Below are 24,167 nucleotides of genomic sequence, written 5' to 3' on the forward strand. Positions count from 1 at the left end.
CGCGCGCGAAATCATGCACAATGTAGCGATGCTGCAGCGGCCTGCCACGGAACGATTTTCGACGCCGGAGCAGCTAGGCCGGCGCTCTCGCCGTGTCTGGCTGGTCTTTGCGATTTTCTGCGCGATCATCATTGCGGCCGCGTTCTACGGTGCCGGCGTTTACGGTCGTGCGACCGCAATCGAGGCCTTGAAAGATCAGGGTCGTACCGACGCGAACCTCAAGGTCGCGCTGCTGAGAGCCGTCCTCGAACGCCCCCGCGCCTTGCCGCTTCTCTTGGCAGACGACCAGCAGGTGCGCGACGCGCTCGCAGCGGCGAAGGGCGATGCCGTCACCACGCTCGACCGCAAGCTCGAAAGTCTCGTCTCCGGCACCAAGGCCTCGGTGCTCTATGTGACCAATAAGGACGGAGTAGCGATCGCATCGAGCAACTGGCGTGAGCCGCTGAGCTTTGTCGGCAACGATTATTCCTTCCGTGATTATTTCCGCCGGGCGATGGAGGCGGGAACCGCAGAGCATTTCGCACTCGGCAACGTCAGCAACCGTCCCGGGCTTTACATTTCCCGTCGCGTCGGCGACGCGGCAGGTGCGCTGGGTGTCGTGGTCGTCAAGATGGAATTCGACCAGCTCGAAGCCGATTGGCGGGAGGCAGGCCGTCCGGCCTATGTCACCGACGATCATGGCGTCGTGCTGATCACCAGCATGCCCTCATGGCGCTTCATGACGGCCTCGCCGCTGCCTGCCGACACTCTCGCCGCCATCCGCAAGAGCCTGCAATTCGGCGATGCGCCCCTGACGCCTCTGCCGATCGCCCATCCCGATGCGATTGGTCCGGACGTCGCGATCGTGCGTGCGGTCCTGCCGGGCAGCAGCGCTGCGGAATATCTGCGCTTGACGACATCGATCCCCTCGACGCCGTGGCAGTTGGACTATCTCGTCCCGACGGACCAGGCAATTTCCTCCACCGTTCGCGAAACACGCTATCTCACACTGACCGTTCTGGTGCCGATTCTGGCGATTGCCGCCTTCCTGCTGAGGCGCCGCCATGTGTCCGCGATGCAGATCGCCATCAGCAGGATGGCTCGCGAGGAGCTGGAACGGCGCGTATTGGAGCGCACCGAAGATCTCAGCCGCGCCCGCGATCGTCTCGAAGCGGAAATTGCCGATCACCGGACGACGGAGGCGAAGCTGCAGATCGTGCAGCAGGAATTGGTGCAGGCCAATCGCCTTGCAATCCTCGGGCAGGTCGCCGCCGGCGTCGCCCATGAGATCAACCAGCCGGTCGCGACCATTCGCGCCTATGCCGACAATGCCCATATCTTCCTGGAGCGGCAGCAGATCGCGCCGGTGAAGGAGAATCTTTCCTCCATCGCGGCCCTCACGGAGCGGATCGGCACGATTACCGAAGAGTTGAAGGCATTTGCCCGCAAGGGGCGGACCGCGCCGGAGCCTGTGGAACTGAGGAGCGTCATAGAAGGCGCCGTGATCCTGCTCAGAAGCCGTTTTGCCGGCCGGCTCGATGCGCTGGCGATCGATCTGCCGCCTGCCGGATTGACGGTCGTCGGCACACGCGTTCGGCTGGAGCAGGTGCTGATCAACCTCTTCCAAAACGCACTCGAAGCGCTGGAAGGGCGCGAACAGGCGAAAGTCGAGGTTTTGGCGCAGGAAACGTCCGAAGGTGTCGACGTCATCGTCTCCGACAACGGCCCCGGCATTCCGGCGGCGATCCTCCATTCGCTGTTCACACCCTTCAACACATCGAAGGAAAAGGGCCTCGGCCTCGGTCTTGTCATCTCCAAGGACATCGTCGCCGACTATGGCGGCCGCATCGAGGTCGACAGCAGCGAGAACGGCACCCGTTTTACCATTCATCTGCGCAAGGCGATTTCATGAGCGACGTTTCCCCGGTCTTTCTGATCGATGATGACAAGGACTTGTTGAAGGCGACAAAACAAACGCTTGAACTCGCCGGTTTTTCCGTCTCCGCCTTCCCCTCGGCAGTAGATGCGCTCGGTGCGCTGGACGCCGGTTTTGCCGGCGTGATCGTCTCCGATATCCGCATGCCGCAGATGGATGGACAGCAGCTCTTCAGCCGCGTGAAAGAGCAGGACGCAGATCTGCCGGTCATCCTGGTCACCGGCCATGGCGATATTCCGATGGCGGTCAAGGCGATCCAGGACGGCGCCTATGACTTCATCACCAAACCCTTCGCCACCGACCGGCTGGTGCAAAGCGTGCGGCGGGCAGCGGAAAAGCGCCGGCTTGTTCTGGAAAACCGCGCCCTCCGTATTGCGGCCGAACAGGCGCAGGGCGATCTGCCCTTGATCGGCCAGACGCCTGCGATGGAACGGCTGCGCCGAACGCTGCGACAGATCGCGGATACGGACGTCGATGTGCTTGTCACAGGCGAGACCGGCAGCGGCAAGGAAGTGGTCGCAAGCCTCCTGCATCGCTGGAGCCGACGCGCGAAGGGCAATTTCGTGGCGCTCAATTGCGGCGCGCTGCCGGAGACAGTCATTGAAAGCGAGCTTTTCGGCCACGAGCCCGGCGCCTTTACCGGCGCGCAGAAGAAGCGTGTCGGCCGCATCGAACATGCCAGCGCCGGTACGCTGTTTCTGGATGAAATCGAGAGCATGCCGCCGGCAGTGCAGGTGCAGATGCTGCGTGTTCTGGAAATGCGGGAGGTAACTCCGCTCGGCACCAACGAGGTGCGCCCGGTCGACCTTCGCGTGGTGGCAGCCGCAAAAGTCGATCTCGGCGACCCGCGCCAGCGCGGCGACTTCCGTGAAGATCTCTATTACCGCCTAAACGTCGTCACCATATCCATCCCGCCACTACGCGACCGGCGGGATGATATCCCCCTGCTCTTCGGTTATTTCGCTGACCGCGCCGCCAACCGCTTCAAGCGCGAAGTTCCCGCCATTTCAGCCGTTATCCGGCATCGTCTGCAGAGCCACGATTGGCCAGGCAATGTTCGCGAACTCTCGCATTTTGCTGAGCGTTTCGTTCTCGGCCTGGAAGGGGCGGCGGAGCCGAAGACAAACGAAATCCTCTCCGCCGATGCGTCACTACCCCTGCCCGCCCGCGTCGAGCGCTACGAAGCCGAAGTCATCCGCGAGACTCTTGCCCAAAACGGCGGCGATGTCCGCAGCACGATCGAGGCCCTCGGCATCCCACGGAAGACCTTCTACGACAAGCTCCAGCGCCATGGCATCGTCAGGGGAGATTTTGCGGGTTTAGACGGAGAAGAGCGGCGCACGCGCATGGGTGATCAATAGGGTGCTGTGACACTTCATCAACAAACAATCTGGCAGTCACCCGACCTCAACGGCAGGGTATTCGACCCTGCGACAAAACCGCCATGCCGGGCGCCATTCGCACCCGTCAGGAACTCATCCTCCACCTAAACGTTACCGACCCTGTGGCCAACAAATATGAGAGTTGTGCCGTGGTCGATGATCAGCATCTCGCTCAGAAAGACAACCAGACCGAACCTCGGATTGAGCGTATCCGTCCAGGCGATAATCAGCAGATTGACCGGACGGAGGAAAAACGTCCGTCTTTTGTCCGCCGTCATCCTTTCTGGATCTTGCTCGGCATCCTGGCTATCGCTGCCCTTGTCGCTGCCGCATGGCTCGTCTGGCAGATCTATTTTCATCCCTATGAATCGACGGACGATGCCTTCGTCGATGCGCGCAGCTTCGCGCTCGCCATGAAGGTTTCCGGCTACGTCACCGATGTTCCGGTGACCGACAATCAGCATGTCCGGACCGGCGATGTGATCTTGAAGATCGATCCGCGCGACTATCAGATCACTCTCGACGAAGCCAAGGGACAGGTGAATGTGGCCGCAGCCGCTGTACAAAGCGCCAATGCCCAGATCGAAGCCGCAGGCGCCGCGATCGAAGTCGCAAAGGCTCAGCAGAATTCAGCGGCAGCAGCACTGCAGTACGCGCAGCAGGAAGCCGCGCGCCAACAGCAACTGGTCAAGAGCGGGTCAGGCAGCGTGCAGGCGGTGCAGCAGGCGGCCTCGACCCTGCAGCAGAGCCAGGCGAGCCTGGTGCAGGCCGAGGCAAACATAACTTCGGCGCAAAAGAACAAGGCAGTTGCCGAAGCCCAGAAGGCGAGTGCCGCCGCCAGTCTGAGCCAGGCTCAGGCACAGGCCGAAGAAGCGCAGCAGAACCTCAAATATACGACGATCGTCGCAGCCCAACCAGGCCGTGTCGTCCGCCTTACCGGTGCCAAAGGGCAGTATATCGAAGCGGGACAGGCAATCTCGATGTTCGTCCCCGACGATATCTGGATCACCGCGAATTTCAAGGAAACGCAGCTGACCGACATGCGACCAGGCCAGCCGGTTGATGTCACGATCGACGCCTATCCGGATCACAAGCTGCACGGCAGGGTCGCTTCGATCCAACCGGGCTCCGGCACGGCGTTCTCATTGCTTCCCGCTGAGAACGCAACCGGCAACTATGTGAAAGTCACCCAACGCGTGCCGGTGAAGATCGTCGTTGACAATTGGCCGGCAGATGTCGCGATCGGCCCGGGCATGTCGGTGGTCCCCACGGTCACCGTCCGACCGAGGCATTGACATGAGCGGCGCAAATACGACGTCCGGCGGAGCAGCCGCATCCCCCGCGGGCGCCACCAATCCATGGCTGATCGCAGTCGTGGTCTCGCTTGCGACCTTCATGGAGGTATTGGACACGACGATCGCCAATGTGGCGCTGCGTTACATTTCGGGCGGTCTCGCAGTCAGCGCGGATCAGGCCTCCTGGGTGGTTACGACCTATCTCGTTTCCAATGCAACCATATTGGTGGCCAGCAGCTTCATCGCCGAACGATATGGCAGGCGTCGCTTCTATCTCGTTTGCCTTGCGACCTTCACGATCGCCTCCATTCTTTGCGGGCTGGCATGGAATCTTCAATCGCTTCTTATCTTTCGCATGATCCAGGGATTTGCCGGCGGCGGCATGGTGCCCACGTCGCAGGCGATCCTTGCCGATTCATTTCCGCCAGCCAAACGCGGCCAGGCGTTCGCGATGTTCGGGGTCGCCGTCGTGGTGGCGCCCGTGGTCGGTCCGACGCTCGGCGGCTATCTCTCGGATAATTTCTCCTGGCACTGGTGTTTCCTGATCAACGGTCCAGTGGGTGTCTTTGCCTTCATCCTCGTCTATTTTCTGGTGGAGAAGTCGCAGGAAATGCGCCGAAAACGGCAGGAGCTTCGCAGGCAGGGCGTCCGCTTCGATCTCATCGGCTTCCTGCTTGTCGCGTCATTTCTCGGTTCGCTCGAACTGGTTCTCGATCGCGGTCAGACGGAAGACTGGTTCGATTCGAATTTCATTATCGCCATGACAGCGCTTTGTGTCCTGTCCTTTGCCCTGGCAACTCCTTGGGTGCTGACGAAATCCAATCCGATCATCGACGGTCGGCTCGGAACCAAGCAGTTCGGATCCTGCTTTATCGTCATGATGGCAACCGGTGCGATCCTCATCGCAACGACGCAATTCCTTCCGCAGGTTCTGCAGCAGGACTACCGATATACTGCCACCTGGGCCGGCCTGGCGCTGTCGCCGGGCGGCCTGGTCACCATGGTCATGATGTTCGTTGCCGGTCGCCTGACTACGGTGGTCCAGCCGAAATACATGATCGCAACTGGTGCATTGATCATTGCAGGCTCGATGTGGTGGCTGACCCAGCTCAGTCCCGGCCTCAATTTCGCATTCTTCGTCTTGTCGCGCCTATATATCGGATTGGGCCTGCCGCTGATCTTCATCGCGATCACCTCGGCCTCGTATTATGGCCTGAGACCGGACCAGACCAATCAGGCCTCCGCTATGATCAATGCAGCGCGCAATATCGGCGGCTCGATCGGCGTCTGCATCGCCTTGAACGTTCTGGCGCATCGCCAGCAATGGCACCAAAGCCGGCTGGTCGAACACATAGTCCCGTCATCGCCGGCCTACCACGAAACCCTTCAGACCATGTCGCGCTATTTTGCGCAAAAAGGCGCGACCATGGCCGACGCGCAATCGCAGGCAACGGCGTGGATCGGACAACAGGTGCAGATGCAATCGAGCTATCTGGCCTATATCGACGTGTTCTACGTGCTGACGATGATCGCGCTCTCGGCAATCCCGCTTGCCCTGATCCTCAGCAATGTCGAACTCGGAGAAGGCGGCGGCGGGATGCACTGAAGGGTCAAGACATCTTTGTTAAGCCTTGCGTCGAACCATTATGAGTTGCCGGAGCCAGCGGGTGTTCGCTTCGGGGCCGAGAATATAGGAGAGAACAGGTAGCTGAGCCTTTTCGACGTCGCGGCCGTGATATGATCGGCATCCTTATAGAGCGGCATGCCGTCCTGTGTCGCATCGCAATGTCCATCGTGGCAGATCGCTGGCAACGGGTCGACGATATCAGCCCCATATTTAGCCGCAAGGCGGGTCAGAATGGCGCGCGGCAATGCCTGGCGTTTCGCAACGTAATCCCATGGCGGGGCAACATCCGTCGATGTCTTGGTCATCACGGCCTTGGCGACGGCTTCCGGCATGTAGCGGCCCATTTCCGGCACATCCATGACCAACACGACTTTGGTTCCCTGCCGCGTCAGCTCGGCCATCAGGCGGTCAAGGGATTCCGTCACCGGCGCGGATTTGTCCTGCAATGGCGGCGGCACCGATGGATCGAAGTAGACGCCCTCATGCGGCAACTCGGCGTCATACACATATTTCGGCCAATAGGCGATCAGAAACACCAGTGGAATATGCCTCGATGCGACGAGATCGCGAACCGCGGCGTTGAAGTCGCCGCATCGCTTCACATCACCACGGGCTGGAAGCTGTGCGTCCGGCAATGGCGGACATGAGGCGTGCCCTGCAAACAGACCGGAAACACCGGCCTGTTTCGCTGCCCCATCGATCGCCGGAGACATGGCTCCGGAATGCGAATCCCCCCATACGAGAAAGGCAGGAGCACCCGTTCCTTCGGCGCCGAGCGGGCAAAGCTTTCCGGCACGGATGTCGGAGAGAGACGGACCTGTCGTGTCGGAGTCTGCAAAGCACGGCGGCACACCGAAGCGGCTGATGTCGTATGTCGCGGCATAGACTTTCTGCACATCGGCCGGGAGGCGGCTCGGCACGCCGCTGTCGTGAATGACATAGCTGCCAAATCCGATCATGACGACCATGACCGCCACTGCTGCCGCAAACAAAGGTCTTCGGCCCAGGCGGCTGCTGCGGCCGCGAAACGGCCGTTCGATGAACCGCCACGAAAATGCTGCAAGACCGAGCGAGGCGAAGACGATCAAGCCGCCCTGAACCGGGGAAAGCTCGCGGCCGAGGATTTCGCGGCTGAAGACGATGATCGGCCAATGCCAGAGATAGAGGGAATAGGAAATCAGCCCGGCGATCACCATCGGTCTCGCCCGCAGCGCCCGTCCGGCCAACCCATATTCAGCGCCTGCATAGATTATCAGAGCCGCACCGAAACAGGGCAGCAAAGCGGCCGGGCCGGGAAACAGGGTATGGTCGGTGAAACCGAACACGGCGATGACGATCAGGATTATGCCCAGAGCTGCCAGGCTTTCCCGCACCATAGGCCGGCCCGGCCTCGGTATCACATTGAAAGCCAGCAAAGCGCCGAGCAGCAATTCCCAAGCGCGGAACTGGAGCAAATAGAACGCCGCTACAGGCGTGCGGAATACCGTCCAGGTAGTCGCTGCGAAGGAAGCGATCAACAGGCCAAGCAGAATGTGTACCGTATATCGCCGCGCAAACCGGCTGATCGCCAACAGCAGCAGCGGAAACAGGATATAGAACTGCTCCTCGACCGCGAGCGACCAGGTATGCAGCAGCGGTTTCAACTGCGCACCGATGTCGAAATAGCCGCTTTCCTTCTCGAATTGGATGTTCGAGGTAAACAATGCGGCGGCCTTCAGGCTGTGGGCGAAATACTCCAGTTCGACCGGCATCAGAAGCAGCCAAGCCGCAACAGCCGAAGCCGCGAGAACGGCAAAGAGCGCAGGAAAAATTCGCCGCACTCGCCGCTCGTAGAAGCGCAAAATGCTGAAATCGCCTTCCGCGATTTCACCCGAGATCAGCGAGGCCATCAGGAACCCGGAAATGACGAAGAAAACATCGACGCCAACGAAGCCACCGCTGAATCCCGGGATGCCAGCGTGATAAAGCACGACAGGCAGGATCGCCAATGCGCGAAGCCCGTCGATGTCAGCTCGATATTTTAGGTGGCCTGGGGCAAGGCGGTGTACGAACTCCGTAGGGGAGTTACGCAATAATATAAGATTCAAACTTATTCTCCGAAAGCCACGAGGTTCTGGGGCTGGCCTGGCCCGGCTAAGCTGTTATAGCGGTGAGCTGACGTAAGGCTGAAAAACTACCCGGTTACGACTTAAGTCCGGCCTCTATTCGTCTTGTTCAGCCGCATAGCTGCGGTTTAAGTGATGTCGGCGGGTTGCAAGAGAGACCTGATCGCTTTTGATGAGCGGGGTCGGCGAGGAGAATGAAGCAGGATGACGGACATTACGCTCCGCAACGTGGTTAAACGTGTGGCGCTTCTGAACCTCGGCTATTTCTGTGTCGAGTTTGTGGTGGCTCTGTCCATCGGTTCGGTGTCGCTCTTTGCCGACAGCGTCGATTTTCTGGAAGACGCGTCAGTCAATCTCCTGATCCTGATGGCGCTCGGCTGGAGCGCCCGCAACCGCGCCCGCGTCGGCATGGCTCTTGCCGTAATCCTGCTGGTTCCCGGACTGGCGACCGTCTGGACCGCTTGGCAGAAATTTATGACGCCGGTTGCGCCGGATCCGCTGCCGCTATCACTGGCGGGGCTTGGCGCATTCGCCGTCAATCTCTCTTGCGCCATGATGCTGGTTCGCTTTCGCAAGCATAGCGGCAGCCTTACCCGAGCCGCATTTCTCTCCGCCCGCAACGATGTGCTTGCCAATATCGCCATCATCGCAGCGGGTCTTGTGACCGCATTTGTCTGGACGTCCGCCTGGCCGGACCTGATCGTCGGCCTCGCCATCGCCGCCATGAACGCCGACGCGGCACGCGAGGTCTGGACAGCGGCCAGGGGCGAGCATAGCGCAGCCGCCTGAGACGGCCTGCTATGCCGCTCGGTTGGGATGCTGCCCTTAGACGCCCGATGCTCGGGCGATGCTCGTCTGCGATGCCAATTGCGCGGCCATGCCAGCGGTTCGATCCAAAACCGTCATAGCCTGCGAGATCATGCAGTTCAGCGCATCGACGCTCTCAGAAGCTTGCACGATCAGCGGCGCACTCAGGCATATCCTCAGGGCGCTTGCGGGCATGTCACCGAAATCGGCGCAGCGAACAGGCTGACCGAGACGCACCGGTGCAAGGCCGCTCTGCTCGGCGGCCAGGTTCTTGTAGACTGCGGCGGTCTCTGTCGCCGTCAGGATGCCGCCCCGATGGGGATTGTGCAGATAGAACGAAAAGATCGAAGGCATTTCATCCCAGCGGGCCGCATGCGATCTTCCCCATAAACGGTTCCGGTCTATCGGCCGACTGTCAAGCAGCTCAAATGCGCCGTCCCGCTTGAGCCGCTCACCGACCGCCTCGGCGAAGGCGGAGAGCACTGCAATCACCTTTTCCTCAGGCATGCTGATGAAGCGCTCGAGTTCGAACAGCGCCGCCTTCCATCGCAGCAGGAGGCCGAAATTAGCGTGATCCGTCAACACGTCCCGCGCCACCCAACCTTCCGGCCAATCCGCTTTGGCGCAATAATCGGCAAGCGCCAGCGGCAAAGGCCGCTGCTTCAGGCGATCAGACATTTGCGGCGGACAGAGCAGCGCTCCACTAAAAATCGGACCGGCCAGGAATTTGGAGCCGGTGACCGCCACCAGAAAGCCCTGGGCCAGATAGGCGCGGATCGTGGCCGCGGAAACGCGAAACTGGCAGGCATCGATCATGATATCGAGCATGGCGCCGAAGCGCTCTTTCAGGCGAAAGACCGTTTCGAGGCCTGGTGCCAGCAGACTGGTCTTGGAAACGTCCGTGACGACCAAAAGGCATCTGAGTTCAGCCGCGCGAGCAAGTTCGATCAGCCCTCTCAATTCCGATTCTATCTCTTCATCGCTCCGTAGCGTGCCGTCGGCATTGCGCACTGCGACCGTAGCATTTCGCGTGGCGTGTCCGGGGCTCAGTTCCTCGCCTTTGGCAACGGGGCGATTGTTGCTGACGCGGCTCATGAAATGGCGGCCGGATGCGGCGGTCATCACCCCGCTCCCGGTCTCGTTGCCCATCAGCGTGATGGTCATCAAGGTCCGATCGTCCTGGCGGGCCAGCAGCGCCGCGGCGAAGAGATGGATATCGGTGCCGGATGTGGCCATGATGGCATCCACCTGCGACGATCCTGAGCTCTGATCGAGACCGAGCAGACGCAGCAGTTTCGCCCGCATACGCGCGATCTCCCGAGCGTAGATGTCGGCCGCAGGCCGCGTTTCCATTTCCTGCAAAAGACCCGCATGATAGGCGCCGACCGCCGCGAAAGCTGGCGCGGAAATGGTCGATGCCGTCGAGGAGCCGAAGGCTAGGTCCTGCGGCCGGGGCGATGGGCCGTGGCCATACATGTTGAGGCCAGTCGCCGATTCGCATTCCAATCTCTCGTCTCCGCCGGAGATCAGGCAGTTGAGAAGTGCGTCCCAGCCCTTGTCAGTCGGCTTCAACGGCCCGCCTGCGGTCTCAGCCAATTTGCCGCTCGGGGCAAGGCCGTGGGCGTCGTCGTCAAAGGTCTTCAGCATGCGGAAACATTCCTCTTACAGTCCTGAAATCGAAGCGTTGAGCGCCACGATCTCCATATCGCCCACAGGATGGTTTCGGGCATGGAACATTAGGACAAATAAGATGGAGCGAAGCTGACTTGCTGATGGATAGAGATGACGGCGAGCGCGGCGCTGCCTTGGCTTCAAACGAAAAAGCCTGCCGCGGGAGGAGGTGCGGCAGGCTTTCGTAAAGAACCGAACAGTAGCTGGGAGGAGGAGTGCTACTGTTCCCGCAGAAGACCTTGGGAGGAGGAGTAGGTCATCTGCATCACGAAGGGATGCGGGAGGAGGTGCACCGCTTCGATAGATACATCATACTTTTTATTTGCTCAGTTCATAGGCATTTCTTTGCAGGGCAGCCATGCGTTATGCGAAAAGCGGGACGCTACACCGGGATCCTCACTGGAAATATGCGAGCCCGCCTGCGGAAAACGCAAAACAAAAGCGCCCGCTCGGGAGGAAGCAGGCGCTGACGAAAAGTCGAAGTTTGATGGCGTTGTGAGCCGTTAGCGAACGACCGCCCCGCGAGCGATGTTGTGAATGTCGCCGCGGCCGATACCGAGGTCATTCAGTTCGCGCGTGGACATACGACCCAGTTCGGCGACCGTTTGACGATACTTGCGCCAGTTGTTGAAAGAGCGTGTGATGTTCATGATGGTCCCCTTTCTTTGGGATTCGAAGCTGAGCTGCCGTCCTTGGCGCTCCCTTCGCTTCGATGACTGGTATATAATATGAGACACTCTGATATTGCAGCGCCAAGGTATCACTGCACCCATGCAAGAAGCGCATGGGTCAGTCATAGCAACCTCCCGATCGCTTAACTCGAAATCTGAGGGTTGACCTTCGTTACCCTTTTCCCATTCTTGCCTTGATCGAATTGGGCTGCTGCGCAGATTGCTTTGCAAGCCGCCAGCGCGAAAATAATTCGCTGCACATGTCGCAATCACAAGCGGCCGTTCGTCAAAGGAAAAAATCAAACACTCTACCGTCCCGGGCAATGTCATTGCCTCCTCCAATGACCCAAGGCAGCACCATAATGACCGAGAGCGAAACTTTTGCCGATGCGGAACAGGATGTACCGACCGTGGAAGATCATAGTGCCCGCAATAAACTCGTTATAGCCTTGCTGTTGGTGTCGGCTTTCGTCGTCATTCTCAACGAGACCATCATGGGTGTCGCGTTGCCCCATCTGATGGGTGATCTCGATATCACCGCAAGCGCTGCTCAGTGGCTGACCACCGCCTTCATGCTGACTATGGCCGTCGTCATCCCGATCACCGGATACCTGCTGCAGCGGCTCAACACTCGGCCGGTTTTCATTCTCGCCATGTCGCTGTTCAGCGCCGGCACGCTGATATCGGCGCTGGCACCTGGGTTTGTCGTCATTGTCATCGGCCGCATTGTGCAGGCATCGGGCACGGCGATCATGATGCCGCTGCTGATGACGACGGTGATGACCCTGGTACCGCCGGAATCCCGCGGCAGGACCATGGGCAATATCTCTGTCGTCATATCGGTAGCGCCGGCCATCGGGCCAACCATTTCCGGCCTTATTCTTTCCGCACTCGAATGGCGCTGGCTGTTCCTCCTGGTGTTGCCGATCGCGCTGTCGGCATTGGCGCTCGGCGCCTTACGGATAAAGAATGTGACGGTTCCGACCACGGCGCCGATCGATATTCTTTCGATCTTCCTCTCCGCCATCGGCTTCGGCGGCTTCGTCTATGGCCTTAGCGGTCTGGGTGAAGCGGCACTTCATCCGCCGGCGATATCGCCGTGGATTCCGCTTCTGACCGGCGCTGTCGTCATCGCGGTTTTCATATTGCGTCAGTTGCAATTGCAAAAACAAAATAGAGCGCTGCTCGATCTGCGTACTCTGACCACAAAGACATTCACGATCGCCGCGGCCATGATGGCGGTGCTGATGATGTCGATGTTCGGCGTCTTCATCCTACTGCCTATCTACCTGCAAAACGTGCTGGGATTGTCGACCCTGGAAACCGGGCTGCTGTTGCTCCCCGGTGGGCTGATCATGGGCCTTTGCGCCCCAACGGTCGGGCGCCTGTTCGATAGATTCGGCCCGGCGCCGCTGATCATTCCGGGAGCGATCATACTCAGCGTGGTGATGGGCGGACTGGTCTTCATACAGCAGGATACACCATTCTGGATGCTGCTGGTCGCCCATATCGTGCTCAGCATCGGTCTTGCCCTGATGTTCACACCACTGTTCACCGTCAGCCTGGGATCGCTGCCGCCAAACCTTTATTCGCACGGCAGCGCCATGCTCGGCGCGACCCAACAGGTCGCCGGCGCCGCCGGCACCGCGCTGTTCGTCGCGATCATGACCCTGCGAGCCACCAGCCTCTCCGCCGGCGGCGTCGGTGCCCTGGCCGCAACGACCGGCGGCATCAAGGCGGCATTTCTCTGCGGGACGATCATCTCCCTGGGAGCGATCGTAGCTGCGTTGTTTATCAGAAAGCCGGAACACGGGCCGGATATGGGACACCGCCACTAGACGATTTGTTAATGACAGGACGGTCTTTCTCTGCGAAAAAGATGCCGATGAGAGACAGGGGCGCCCGTCGTGTGATGGGCTGAGAAGCACCCTTTGAACCTGAACCAGATAATGCTGGCGGAGGGAGTCGCTCGGGGTCTCGGCGTGCTCTTGTCGTCATCCCCGCGCCTCGCCCCGCCCGAACGGGGCAATATGCAAAACAACACTGTTCCCGGCATACTGATGACAGCAATGCGGTCAAACCCTCCGCTAGTGCCTTGCATCACCAACTTAGTCGCGATCTCCGGTGCACTATCCACCGGCTGGATCAGAAAGGCACGCCCATGATCCGAAACGTCCTATCCATCGCCGGCTCCGACCCTTCCGGCGGCGCCGGCATCCAGGCCGACCTCAAGGCATTTTCTGCCCGGGGCGTCTATGGCATGGCGGCGCTGACCGCGTTGACGGCCCAGAACACGCAGGGCGTTTCCGCCGTCCACCCTGTTCCTCCGCAATTCGTCGCCGAACAGATCAAGGCGATCTTTGCCGATGTGCGCGTCGATGCCGTCAAGATCGGCATGATCGCCAATGCCGCAATCGCCGAAGCCGTTGCCGATGCACTCGCTCCTCACCAAGGCGTTCCGATCGTGCTGGACCCCGTCATGATCGCCAAGGGCGGAGCAGCGCTGCTTGCCGCGGATGCTGTAGACATCCTGACTGAGCGGCTTCTTCCGCTGGCCACGCTGTTGACGCCCAATCTGCCGGAAGCAGCCGCACTTCTGCACGAATCGGAGGCCGAAAATCGCGAGACGATGGCCCGGCAGGCGGAAGCCCTCATAAGGCTCGGTGCGCGGGCTGTTCTGGTCAAGGGCGGACATCTTGCCGGCAATGAGAGCCCGGACGTGCTCGCAAGCCCGGAGGGCCTGATCTGGTTCGAGGCCGGCCGCGTTCCGACGGGGAATACGCACGGAACCGGCTGTACGCTAGCCAGCGCGTTGGCGGCCGAGATCGCCAAGGGCTCGGCGCTGCCGCAAGCCGTCGCCACCGCCAAAGATTATCTTGCAGGCGCGGTTGCCGCGGCCGAAACGCTGTCCGTCGGGACAGGGCACGGACCCGTGCAACACTTTTATGCGCTTTGGCCAGCATAGGTGAGGCGGGATGAGAGCAGACAGGTCCTTAGGGCGACCATCGCCCTCGTCCGCAGAGACTTGAGAGGCCCGACCACCTGCCTCGTGAGTTGTATCGGTAGCCGAGCCTCAATCAACCGCAAGGCGTTGCGGCGATTATTTATTTGCTCTCCACTAAATGAATGGCAGCTGAACAACATACAGCTTATAGGCGAATATCTTCACCGCAATATAGGTTTGATGGATAGGCTGCTCTAGCTCGCCTTGTGCCGGCGCCGGCTATGCTGGAGGTCGATGAACGTGTGCCACAGGATCGTAGCAAGGATGATGGCGCCGCCGAAAAACGTCGCAGCCGGCGGTCTTTCGGAAAAGAACAGCCAGACCCAGAAAGGTGTCAACACGATTTCCATCGTCCCGATAAGCGCGGCTTCCGCCGGCGGCATGCGCTTTGCCCCGGCTAGAAATAGCACGAGCGCAAAGGAGAAATTGGTCGCTCCGAAGGCGGCAAGCACCAGCCAATTGTGCAGATCGAGCGAGCCGGCCGAGCCGAACGGCGCGAAGATGATGAGCGTCAGGAAGGCGCTGACGATGGTCGGCGGCAGGCTCGGTACGCTGCGATCGATGCGCGGAATGATGATAATCAGGGCGAACGAAGCCGTCATGCCGAGCGCCAGGAGATCACCGAGACCGGTGCCGCCGCCGACTGAGGCGGCGACGATGATCGCTACGCCGACCAAACAGACGCCGCCGGCAACAAGGGTTCGCCTCGGCACGCGCTCCTTCAGGATCGCCCAGCCTAGCAAGGCGGCGATGAAGGGCGCCGTGGCATAGATCATGGTCACGTTTGCAACCGTGGTCATATAGAGTGCGCCGATGAAGCAGGCCTGACTGAAGGTCTGGCATGCGATCATCGCAAGTCCCGACGGGTGAACGATCGAACTCCACTGGCGACGCGAGAAGCCGCCTTCGAGAAAGAAGCTCGGGATCAGCAGGAACAATCCGCCGAACAGGGATCGCCAGGCAATCGCCGTCCAGATATCCGTCGTCAGCAGCCGCGTATAGACGCCGCTGGCGCTCCAGGCGAGCGTTGCCGCAACGACGAGAGCGACGCCCTTTTCGTATTCATTGGCGGAGAAGGATCGAGCCGGGGTCTGAATGGTCATGTGCGGTATCTCGGGAGCGAAGCACCTGAACGGACTGTCCTTGTGTGCGCCGATATTTGACATCAGACAAACGAATAGTAGAGATATGTGCCATCGGAAATTTTTGTGGCTTGCCCATGCGCGAACCCATCGAAAGCGATCTGCTCCGGACGTTTCTCGTCATCAGCGAGACGTTGAATTTTTCCGTTGCCGCGCAACGCATCGGCCGCACGCAATCCGCTGTTAGTGCGCAGATCAAGCGCTTGGAGGAAATTGTCGGCGAGGCTCTGTTCGAAAGAAGCGCGCGGGGGGTTGTGCTGACCCGCTCCGGAAATCAATTGCTTCCCTATGCGCGACGGATCGTCGATCTGTTGAACGAAGCCGCCGCGACCATCCGCACCAAGCCGCTGAACGGACCTGTCCGGATCGGAATTCCGGAGGAATATAGCCAGACTGTCCTACCGGCGGCGCTCGCCGCCTTCGCCGTCCGGCACCCTGCCGTCGAAGTGACCGTCTCCTGTGATTACACGGCACATAACCTGGCCGCGCTGGAAAAGGATGAGTTGGACCTGGCCGTCGTCTTTGACTGGAATAACCAGAGCAAAGGCGAGGTGCTCTGTATCGACCCGACGGTCTGGGTGACATCGTTGGTCCATCGCGTGCACGAGGCGACGCCGCTGCCCATCGCCGTTTATCGTGATTCGACATGGTGCCGCGATTTTGCCCTGAAATCTTTGGAGCAAATCGGCCGGCGCTATCGTATCGCCTTCATCGCCGACACGAGTTCCGGCTTGAAGAACGCCGTTTCCGCCGGGCTTGCCGTCACGACACTATCCCGCAGCAACATCCCGCATGGCTGCCGGGAGCTGGCGAGCGATGACGGCTTCCCGCCGGTCGATTCCTCGCGCGTCGTGCTTCGCCGCAACCCCTATCATTCCAGCGAGGCGATCCGCGAATTGGCGGAGATGGTGCGCGAAGCCTTCCAGCCTATGTCGGCTCTGCTGCAGCCATAGAGCGCCCGCGTAGCCGCCGTCTCGTGCCGGAAGGGCTTTCCGAAAAGCTGGCGCGATAGCTGCGGGAAAATGCCGAGGCCGAGTTGAAGCCAGTTGCTGCGGCGATCTCCGCGAAGGACTCCTTCGTCTCGATCACCTTGCGTCGCGCTGCATTGAGCCGGAGGGCCAGGTAATGCACATGCGGAGGCGCGCCGATGCTTTCCTGAAAGAGCGCCTGAAGGTGACGGGCGCTGACACCGACGCGTCGCGCAAGGCGCGCAAGCACCAGCGGCTGCTCAATGTTTTCCTCCATCAGCCGTATAGCTTGAGCCACGCGTGGGTCGCGCATGCGCAGGCCGGCGGTCGACGGTGAAAGTTCTGCCGCGCTCTGCATATTGGCGGGCTCGTAGATGAAAAGCCGGCTCACTTCCAGCGCAAGAGAATAGCCTTGCCGCCGCCGAATGATCTCCAGCATCAGGTCGACGGTCGGCAATGAGCCCGCGGTGGTGATGCGCTTGCCATCGATCACGAAACGGTCCTTGACGGCACGCACCTGCGGATAGGCCAGCGCGAAATCGTCGAAATCTTCCCAGTGGACAGCCGCCGACACATTATCGAGAAGGCTTGCTTCCGCCAGCAGCCAACTGCCGGATTCGATGCCCGCGATCATCGAACGATACCGCGCCGTCTGCGATATCTGCATCTTCAGCCCCTGCGTCGCGCTGTTTCGCCAATTGTAGCTCGCGAGCACGAAGAGCGGAGCGGAGTCGGTCGGCTTGAAGTCGCCGGACGCGGGAACCGGGATGCGGCTTGTCGTTTCGACGGGCGAGCCGTCAGGCGTAAATAAGCGCCAGCGATAGAGTTCCGCTCCGGAAATTCGGTTCGCTCCACGCAACGGTTCGATCACCGAAGCAATCAGGATCAGGTTCGTTTCCGGAAGCACCAGCAGATCGATCTCGAGCGGCGCGTTGGATGAGGTGAGCACAGGCATTCTCCGCTATTTCCGATAATGTATCGTTTGTTTCCGATAATGCAAAGCAAGAAGGCGCTGCTTGCCTCGTAATGTCCTCAATACGAGGGAGAACAAAAATGCCTCTTGCGATGAACCGCGATGTCTTCATCACCTGCGCCGTCACCGGCTCCGGCGATACAGTCTCGAAATCCAGCCATGTTCCGATCACTCCCAAGCAGATCGCGGAATCCGCGATCGACGCCGCCAAGGCTGGGGCGGCAGTGGTCCACTGCCATGTCCGCGATCCGGAAACTGGCGCTGCCAGCCGCCGCAACGATCTCTACAAGGAGGTCACGGACCGTATCCGTTCGGCCGATGTCGATGTTGTGCTGAACCTGACCGCCGGCATGGGCGGCGACCTGATCTTCGGCGATGTCGAAAGCCCCCTGCCCCTGAACGTCCGGGGTACCGACATGGCAGGCGCCACCGAGCGCGTCAGCCATGTCGCCGAATGCCTGCCGGAAATCTGCACGCTCGATTGCGGCACTATGAACTTCAGTCTCGGCGACTATGTGATGACCAACACGCCCTCCATGCTACGGGCGATGGCAAAGAAGATGACGGATCTCGGCGTGCGTCCTGAGATCGAAGCCTTCGATACCGGTCATCTCTGGTTTGCCAAGCAGCTTGCCGAGGAGGGTCTGATTGAGGACCCGGTCCTCATCCAGCTTTGCATGGGCATCCCCTGGGGGGCGCCCGATGACCTCAACACCTTCATGGCGATGGTCAATAACGTTCCCTCGAGCTGGACCTTCTCGGCCTTTTCCATCGGCCGCCATGCTATGGCCTACCCGGCTGCAGCCGTGCTTGCCGGCGGCAACGTCCGCGTGGGCCTGGAAGATAACCTTTATGTCGGGAAGGGCATGCTCGCCACCAACGCCCAGCTCGTCGAAAAGGCGGTGCAGGTCGTCGAAGGCATGGGCGCGCGCATCATCGGCCCCGAGGATGTCCGCAAGAAACTGAAACTGACGAAGCGCTGAGGCCCCGATGACCAGGATCAACAAGGCAGCCTGCATCGGCGGCGGCGTCATCGGCGGCGGATGGATCGCCCGCTTTCTGCTGGCCGGCATCGACGTCGATGTCTTCGACCCGCATCCGGAAGCGACCCGGATCGTCGGCGAAGTTCTGGCAAACGCTGAAAAAGCCTACGCGATGCTGACCGGCGCGCCGCTTCCGCCGCGCGGCAAGCTCACATTCAGGGACACGCTTGAAGCGGCCGTTGGCAATGCCGACTGGATCCAGGAAAGCGTACCCGAGAGGCTCGATCTCAAGCGTAAAGTCCTGACGCAAATCGATGCCGCAGCAAAGCCGGATGCTCTGATCGGCTCATCCACTTCGGGGCTGCTGCCGACCGATCTGCAACGCGACATGCGTCATCCAGAACGCCTCTTCGTTGCTCATCCCTATAACCCGGTCTATCTGCTGCCGCTCGTCGAAATCGTCGGGGGCGAAAAGACGTCCATGGAAGCGATCAAGGCCGCCATGGAACGGCTGCCGCCGATCGGCATGAAGGGCGTACACATCGCCAAGGAGATCGAGGCCTTCGTCGGCGATCGACTGCTGGAAGCCCTATGGCGGGAGGCGCTGTGGCTGATCAAGGACGACATCTGCACCGTCGAGACGTTGGATGACGTCATCCGCTATTCCTTCGGCCTGCGCTGGGCGCAGATGGGTCTTTTCCAGACCTATCGCATCGCCGGCGGCGAAGCGGGCATGCGGCACTTCCTGGCGCAGTTCGGTCCGGCGCTCAAATGGAACTGGACGAAGCTGATGGATGTCGTCGATCTCGACGACGCGCTGGTCGAAAAGATCGGCCAGCAGTCGGATGAGCAGGCGGATGGTCTGTCGATCCGCGAGCTGGAGCGTATTCGCGATGAAAATCTCGTCGGCATCCTGCAGACGCTGAAGGGAAGCCATGGCGGCAAGGGCTGGGGCGCTGGCAAGCTGCTCAAGGATTTCGAGCAGGACCTCTGGGCCTCCACCGGCGGCGACGAGCTCGCGGACGTCGCGCAGCCCCTGCGGCTGATCGAAACCAAAGTCAGCCCGGCATGGGTGGACTATAACGGTCATATGACCGAGCACCGCTACCTGCAGGTGTTCGGCGACACGTCGGACGCGTTGCTGCGCCTGATCGGCGTCGACTTCGCCTATGTGGAACGCGGTCACAGCTACTACACCGTGGAGACGCATATTCGTCATCTCGGCGAAGCCAAGCTCGGTCAGGCCATCCATTCGACCGCGCAGATCCTCGGCTCCGACGAGAAGCGGCTGCATGTGTTTCACACGATCTACGACACGGCAAGCGGCGAAGCGATCGCCACCGCCGAACACATGCTGCTGCATGTCGATGCCAAGGCCGGAAAAGCCGCTCCCGCGCCGGAGGAGGTGCTGGGCAAAATAAAGCCGATTGCCGCGGTCCACGCAAAACTGCCTGTGCCTGAAGGCGTCGGGCGCCATGTCGGACAAAAGCGCTAGGAGGAAGCGGTCATGAATTTCGGGCTTAGCGAAGAACAGGAAATGATCGTCAAGACGGTCAGGGACTTCGTCGAGGCGGAGATCTATCCGCATGAGAATGAGGTCGAGCGCACCGGCGCCGTGCCGCCGGAGCTTGGCCAGGAAATCCGGCGCAAATGCATCGAACTCGGCTTCTATGCCTGCAATTTTCCCGAGGAGATCGGCGGCGCCGGCCTCGACCACGCGACCTTCACGCTTGTCGAGCGTGAACTCGGCCGCGGCTCGATGGGGCTCACCGTCTTCTTCGGCCGCCCTTCCGGAATTCTGATGGCCTGCGAAGGCGAGCAACGCGAACGGTATCTCCTGCCGGCGGTACGCGGCGAAAAGATCGACGCGCTTGCCATTACCGAACCCGACGCCGGCTCCGATATGCGCGGCATGAAATGCGCGGCACGGCAGGACGGCGACGATTTCATTCTAAACGGCACCAAGCATTTCATCTCTCATGCTGACGTTGCCGATTTCGTCATCGTCTTTGCCGCTACCGGCGAAGAGGAAACGGCGAAGGGCACCAAGAAGAAGATCACGGCTTTTCTGGTCGATCGCGGCACGCCAGGGTTCGAAATCCTTAAAGGCTATGACTCGGTTTCGCATCGCGGCTATCACAACGTCATCCTGAGCTTCACGGACTGCCGTCTGCCCAAGTCGCAGGTACTCGGTGAGGTGCATCGCGGCTTCGATATTGCCAATGAGTGGCTTTACGGCACGCGCCTGACGGTCGCCGCAAGCTGTGTCGGGCGTGCTCGCCGTGTCTTCGATCTGGCGCTGCCCTATGCCGCGGAGCGCAAGCAGTTCGGCCGGCCGATCGGTGCCAATCAGGGCGTGTCCTTCAAGCTTGCCGACATGATCACGGAAATCGACGCCGCCGACCTGCTGACTCTATCCGCTGCGTGGCGTCTCGACGCCGGTCTTCCCGCCAATCGCGAAATCGCATCTGCCAAGCTCTACGCCTCGGAGATGCTTGCCCGGGTTACCGACGAAGCGATCCAGATTTTCGGCGGCATGGGATTGATGGACGATCTGCCGCTGGCGCGCTTCTGGCGCGATGCGCGCGTCGAACGCATCTGGGACGGAACCTCGGAGATCCAGCGCCACATCATCAGCCGCGATCTGCTGCGGCCATTCGGAGCGTGATCGGATGACGCAACGCCCGCTCGATCGCCTGATCAGACCGCAAACGATCGCCGTCTTCGGCGGTCGTGAAGCGCGCCGCGTCATCGAACAATGCGATCGCATGGGTTTTGCCGGAGATATCTGGCCCGTGCACCCGACGCTCGATACCGTGCTCGGGCGCCGTTGCTATCGATCGGTGGAAGACCTGCCTGCCGCACCCGATGCCGCCTTCGTCGGCGTCAACCGGATGCTGACCATCGATATCGTGCGCGCACTTTCAGCCAGAGGCGCCGGTGGCGCCGTCTGCTACGCGTCCGGCTTCAGCGAAGCGGTCGCCGAATTATCTGACGGTGCCGCGCTGCAGGAGGCCTTGGTCAGTGCTGCCGGCGACATGCCGATCGTCGGGCCGAATTGTTACGGCGTGATCAACGGTCTGGACGGCGCCCTGCTCTGGCCCGACCAGCACGGCATGGTGCGGGTCGACCGTGGCGTCGCCATTCTCACCCAATCCTCCAACATCGCCATCAATCTTTCCATGCAGAAGCGAGGCCTGCCCATCAGCTATCTGATAACGGCCGGCAATCAGGCGCAGATTGGACTGTCGGATCTCGCCCTCGCCGTCCTGGAAGACCCCCGCGTTACGGCGATTGGCCTACATATCGAGGGCTTCGGCAACATCCAGACGCTGCAAAAACTTGCCATGCGTGCAAGGGAACTGCGAAAACCCGTCGTTGCCCTGAAGGTCGGCAAATCCGAGCAGGCGCAGCGCGCCGCCGTTTCGCATACGGCATCCCTTTCCGGCAGCGACGCCGTTGCCGATGCGGTTCTCGCCCGCCTCGGTATTGGCCGGGTAGCAACGCTGCCGGAACTCATCGAAACGCTGAAACTGCTGCACGTAACCGGCCCGCTTAAAAGCAATGCGATTTCTTCGATGAGCTGTTCCGGCGGCGAGGCCTCGCTAATGGCCGATGCCGCGACCGGCCGGGCCGTGGATTTCCGCGATCTGAAACCGGAGCAATTGCCCACCTTGCGACGCAGTCTCGGCGAGATGGTCACGCTCTCGAATCCCCTCGATTATCACACCTTCGTTTGGGGCGACCTTTCGCGCCAAACAGAAGCCTTCACCGCCATGTTTGAAGGCGACTATGCGCTCAATCTGATCGTCCTCGATTTTCCACGCGACGATCGTTGCGATGCGGCGGACTGGATGACGACGATTGCCGCCGTCGCAGCCGCGGCAAAGCTGACCGGCGCCCGTGCGGGCATTCTGGCGACACTGCCGGAAAACATGCCGGAGACAATTGCCATGCAGCTCATCGCAGATGGCATAGTGCCTCTCTGCGGCATAAGCGAAACCATTGCCGCAGCGGAAGTTGCAAGCCGCATCGGTGCGGCCTGGCACGCTCAGTCACCTCTGCCGTTGCTTGATATCCCCTCGGGCACAGGTGAAGTCGAAACCCTCAGCGAGGCGGTTGCTAAGGCGGAGTTGTCCGCCGCCGGCCTCTCCGTGCCACTGGGGGCTACGGCAGCCAGCCCGAATGACGCCGCCGAGCAGGCACAACGCCTCGGCTTTCCTGTCGCGCTGAAGGCACTGGGCGTTGAACACAAGTCCGAAGTTGGAGCCGTCGTACTCAACCTCTGGGATGCAAAGGCGGTGCGAAACGCGGCAGAGCGCATGGCCTCCATTGCCTCCGGATACCTGGTCGAACGGATGATCGAGCGGCCCGTTGCCGAGTTGATCGTCGGCGCCGTGCGCGATCCCGTCCTCGGATTGACATTGACGGTCGGAGCGGGCGGAATTCTGGTGGAATTGCTTGAAGATTCTGCCATTTTAGCCCTTCCCGTAACCAAGACGGAGGTCTTGAACGCCGTTTCACGGCTGAGGATCAGGAAATTGATCGAAGGCTACCGCGGCGGTGCGAAGGGCAATCTCGACACAGTTGCCGACGCCATCCTATCAGCGGCAGAATATGTCGTAAAAAATGCCGCGCAACTTGAGGAACTGGACATTAATCCATTGATGGTTCTGCCGGAAAATCACGGCGTCGTCGCCGCAGATGCCCTCATCCGGCGAAGGAGGTAGCGGAAGTTGCAAAGCCCCATTCGTACCAGGCGTGACAACGGTATCCTGGAGGTCATCATCGACCGGCCGAAGGCAAACGCCATCGACCTCGCGACAAGCCGCGAGATGGGTTTGATCTTCCGCGATTTTCGTGATGACCCCGATCTGCGCGTCGCGATCGTTTCAGGTGCCGGCGAGAAGTTCTTTTCTGCCGGTTGGGATTTGAAGGCGGCTGCCGCCGGCGATGCGGTCGATGGCGACTATGGCGTCGGCGGTTTCGGCGGCCTCCAGGAACTTCGCGATCTCAACAAGCCGGTGATTTGTGCCGTCAACGGCATCTGTTGCGGCGGCGGCCTCGAGATTGCTCTTTCCGCCGATCTGATCATCGCCGTCGAGCACGCGACCTTCGCCCTTCCGGAGATTCGCTCGGGGACCGTCGCAGATGCTGCATCGATCAAATTGCCGAAGCGCATTCCCTATCATATAGCCATGGACATGCTCCTGACCGGCCGTTGGCTCGACGTTGCCGAGGCTCATCGTTGGGGCTTCGTCAACGAGATCGTCGCTGCGGACCGATTGATGGACCGGGCATGGGAACTTGCCCGGCTTCTCGAAAGCGGCCCACCGCTCGTCTACGCAGCCATCAAGGAAATTGTCCGCGAAGCGGAGGGAACGACGTTTCAGACTGCCATGAACAAGATCACCAAACGGCAGTTTGCTACCGTCGACGCCCTCTATTCGAGCGAGGATCAGTTGGAAGGCGCAAGGGCATTCGCGGAGAAGCGAAGCCCAATCTGGAAAGGAAAGTGAGAAAGCAGCGACAACTGCATTATTTTCCCGCATGATCACGGGCAATCAGGCTTCCGGCGGAGAGGAAACCGCATCCGAAGCCTTGCTCGAAAGTTCTATCAACAC

General features: G+C 60.6%; 18 protein-coding genes and 1 riboswitch. Of the genes, 13 read left to right on the forward strand and 5 right to left on the reverse strand.

The genetic code is table 11. From position 1 onward, the window contains the following. Window positions 1–13 precede the first annotated feature (13 nt). From QA646_RS23430 to QA646_RS23445, 4 genes are all read left to right on the forward strand, one after another. Window positions 14–1,891, forward strand: coding sequence for a sensor histidine kinase (locus QA646_RS23430; RefSeq protein WP_283059136.1), 1,878 nt, complete (start codon window positions 14–16; stop codon window positions 1,889–1,891). Further along, window positions 1,888–3,276 carry a sigma-54 dependent transcriptional regulator gene (locus QA646_RS23435; protein WP_283059137.1) on the forward strand — a complete coding sequence of 463 codons (1,389 nt, stop codon included), beginning with the start codon at window positions 1,888–1,890 and terminating at the stop codon, window positions 3,274–3,276. The genes QA646_RS23430 and QA646_RS23435 overlap by 4 nt, the downstream gene beginning before the upstream one ends. 170 nt (window positions 3,277–3,446) lie before the next feature. Then, window positions 3,447–4,592: an HlyD family secretion protein gene (locus tag QA646_RS23440; RefSeq protein ID WP_283059138.1), complete on the forward strand. Its 1,146-nt coding sequence runs from the start codon at window positions 3,447–3,449 to the stop codon at window positions 4,590–4,592. 1 nt (window position 4,593) lies between these two features. Then, entirely contained in the window at window positions 4,594–6,198 is a 1,605-nt protein-coding gene (locus QA646_RS23445) for a DHA2 family efflux MFS transporter permease subunit (protein WP_283059139.1), read from the forward strand. A gap of 38 nt (window positions 6,199–6,236) precedes the next feature. Here the strand turns inward: QA646_RS23445 and QA646_RS23450 are convergent, their stop codons facing one another. Beyond that, window positions 6,237–8,306, reverse strand: a complete 2,070-nt coding sequence (locus QA646_RS23450) for an acyltransferase family protein (protein WP_283059140.1) — start codon at window positions 8,304–8,306, stop codon at window positions 6,237–6,239. 222 nt (window positions 8,307–8,528) lie between these two features. On the opposite strand from QA646_RS23450, the gene QA646_RS23455 reads away from it, so the two are divergent. Next, the gene (locus QA646_RS23455; protein WP_283059141.1) at window positions 8,529–9,113 is read left to right on the forward strand and encodes a cation transporter; all 585 of its coding nucleotides are present in this window, start codon (window positions 8,529–8,531) and stop codon (window positions 9,111–9,113) included. A gap of 36 nt (window positions 9,114–9,149) precedes the next feature. On the opposite strand, the gene QA646_RS23460 is transcribed toward QA646_RS23455, so the two are convergent. After that, window positions 9,150–10,778, reverse strand: coding sequence for a hypothetical protein (locus tag QA646_RS23460; RefSeq protein ID WP_283059142.1), 1,629 nt, complete (start codon window positions 10,776–10,778; stop codon window positions 9,150–9,152). Between the two features lie 527 nt (window positions 10,779–11,305). Continuing rightward, window positions 11,306–11,452: a DUF1127 domain-containing protein gene (locus QA646_RS23465; RefSeq protein WP_283059143.1), complete on the reverse strand. Its 147-nt coding sequence runs from the start codon at window positions 11,450–11,452 to the stop codon at window positions 11,306–11,308. A 383-nt stretch (window positions 11,453–11,835) separates the two neighbouring features. Between QA646_RS23465 and QA646_RS23470 the strand changes: the two genes are divergently transcribed. Together QA646_RS23470 and thiD are read left to right on the forward strand one after the other, a co-directional pair. Further along, window positions 11,836–13,311, forward strand: a complete 1,476-nt coding sequence (locus QA646_RS23470) for a DHA2 family efflux MFS transporter permease subunit (protein WP_283059144.1) — start codon at window positions 11,836–11,838, stop codon at window positions 13,309–13,311. Between the two features lie 46 nt (window positions 13,312–13,357). Then, window positions 13,358–13,454, forward strand: a riboswitch (TPP riboswitch). Window positions 13,455–13,634: 180 nt separating this feature from the next. Then, window positions 13,635–14,438, forward strand: coding sequence for a bifunctional hydroxymethylpyrimidine kinase/phosphomethylpyrimidine kinase (gene thiD / locus QA646_RS23475; protein ID WP_283059145.1), 804 nt, complete (start codon window positions 13,635–13,637; stop codon window positions 14,436–14,438). Window positions 14,439–14,671: 233 nt separating this feature from the next. On the opposite strand, the gene QA646_RS23480 is transcribed toward thiD, so the two are convergent. After that, window positions 14,672–15,580 (reverse strand): DMT family transporter, encoded by a 909-nt coding sequence (locus QA646_RS23480; protein ID WP_283059146.1) that lies wholly within the window; start codon window positions 15,578–15,580, stop codon window positions 14,672–14,674. Between the two features lie 116 nt (window positions 15,581–15,696). Between QA646_RS23480 and QA646_RS23485 the strand changes: the two genes are divergently transcribed. After that, complete coding sequence (locus QA646_RS23485; protein WP_283059147.1) at window positions 15,697–16,572, forward strand: LysR substrate-binding domain-containing protein; 876 nt, start codon at window positions 15,697–15,699, stop codon at window positions 16,570–16,572. Here the strand turns inward: QA646_RS23485 and QA646_RS23490 are convergent. After that, window positions 16,547–17,542, reverse strand: a complete 996-nt coding sequence (locus QA646_RS23490; RefSeq protein ID WP_283059148.1) for a GlxA family transcriptional regulator — start codon at window positions 17,540–17,542, stop codon at window positions 16,547–16,549. The two genes, QA646_RS23485 and QA646_RS23490, sit on opposite strands and share 26 nt — an antisense overlap. Window positions 17,543–17,640: 98 nt before the next feature. Between QA646_RS23490 and QA646_RS23495 the strand changes: the two genes are divergently transcribed. From QA646_RS23495 to QA646_RS23515, 5 genes are read left to right on the forward strand one after another with little or no spacing between them, the layout of a single operon-like run. Continuing rightward, window positions 17,641–18,543, forward strand: a complete 903-nt coding sequence (locus QA646_RS23495) for a 3-keto-5-aminohexanoate cleavage protein (RefSeq protein WP_283059149.1) — start codon at window positions 17,641–17,643, stop codon at window positions 18,541–18,543. Between the two features lie 7 nt (window positions 18,544–18,550). Next, window positions 18,551–20,038: a carnitine 3-dehydrogenase gene (locus QA646_RS23500; protein ID WP_283059150.1), complete on the forward strand. Its 1,488-nt coding sequence runs from the start codon at window positions 18,551–18,553 to the stop codon at window positions 20,036–20,038. Window positions 20,039–20,050: 12 nt separating this feature from the next. Further along, entirely contained in the window at window positions 20,051–21,211 is a 1,161-nt protein-coding gene (locus QA646_RS23505) for an acyl-CoA dehydrogenase family protein (protein ID WP_283059151.1), read from the forward strand. A 4-nt stretch (window positions 21,212–21,215) separates the two neighbouring features. After that, window positions 21,216–23,273: an acetate--CoA ligase family protein gene (locus tag QA646_RS23510; RefSeq protein ID WP_283059152.1), complete on the forward strand. Its 2,058-nt coding sequence runs from the start codon at window positions 21,216–21,218 to the stop codon at window positions 23,271–23,273. A 6-nt stretch (window positions 23,274–23,279) separates the two neighbouring features. Beyond that, window positions 23,280–24,062, forward strand: coding sequence for a carnitinyl-CoA dehydratase (locus QA646_RS23515; RefSeq protein WP_283059153.1), 783 nt, complete (start codon window positions 23,280–23,282; stop codon window positions 24,060–24,062). Window positions 24,063–24,167 lie beyond the last annotated feature (105 nt).

The sequence above is a fragment of the Rhizobium sp. CB3090 genome (genome assembly GCF_029714285.1).
Taxonomy (GTDB): domain Bacteria; phylum Pseudomonadota; class Alphaproteobacteria; order Rhizobiales; family Rhizobiaceae; genus Rhizobium.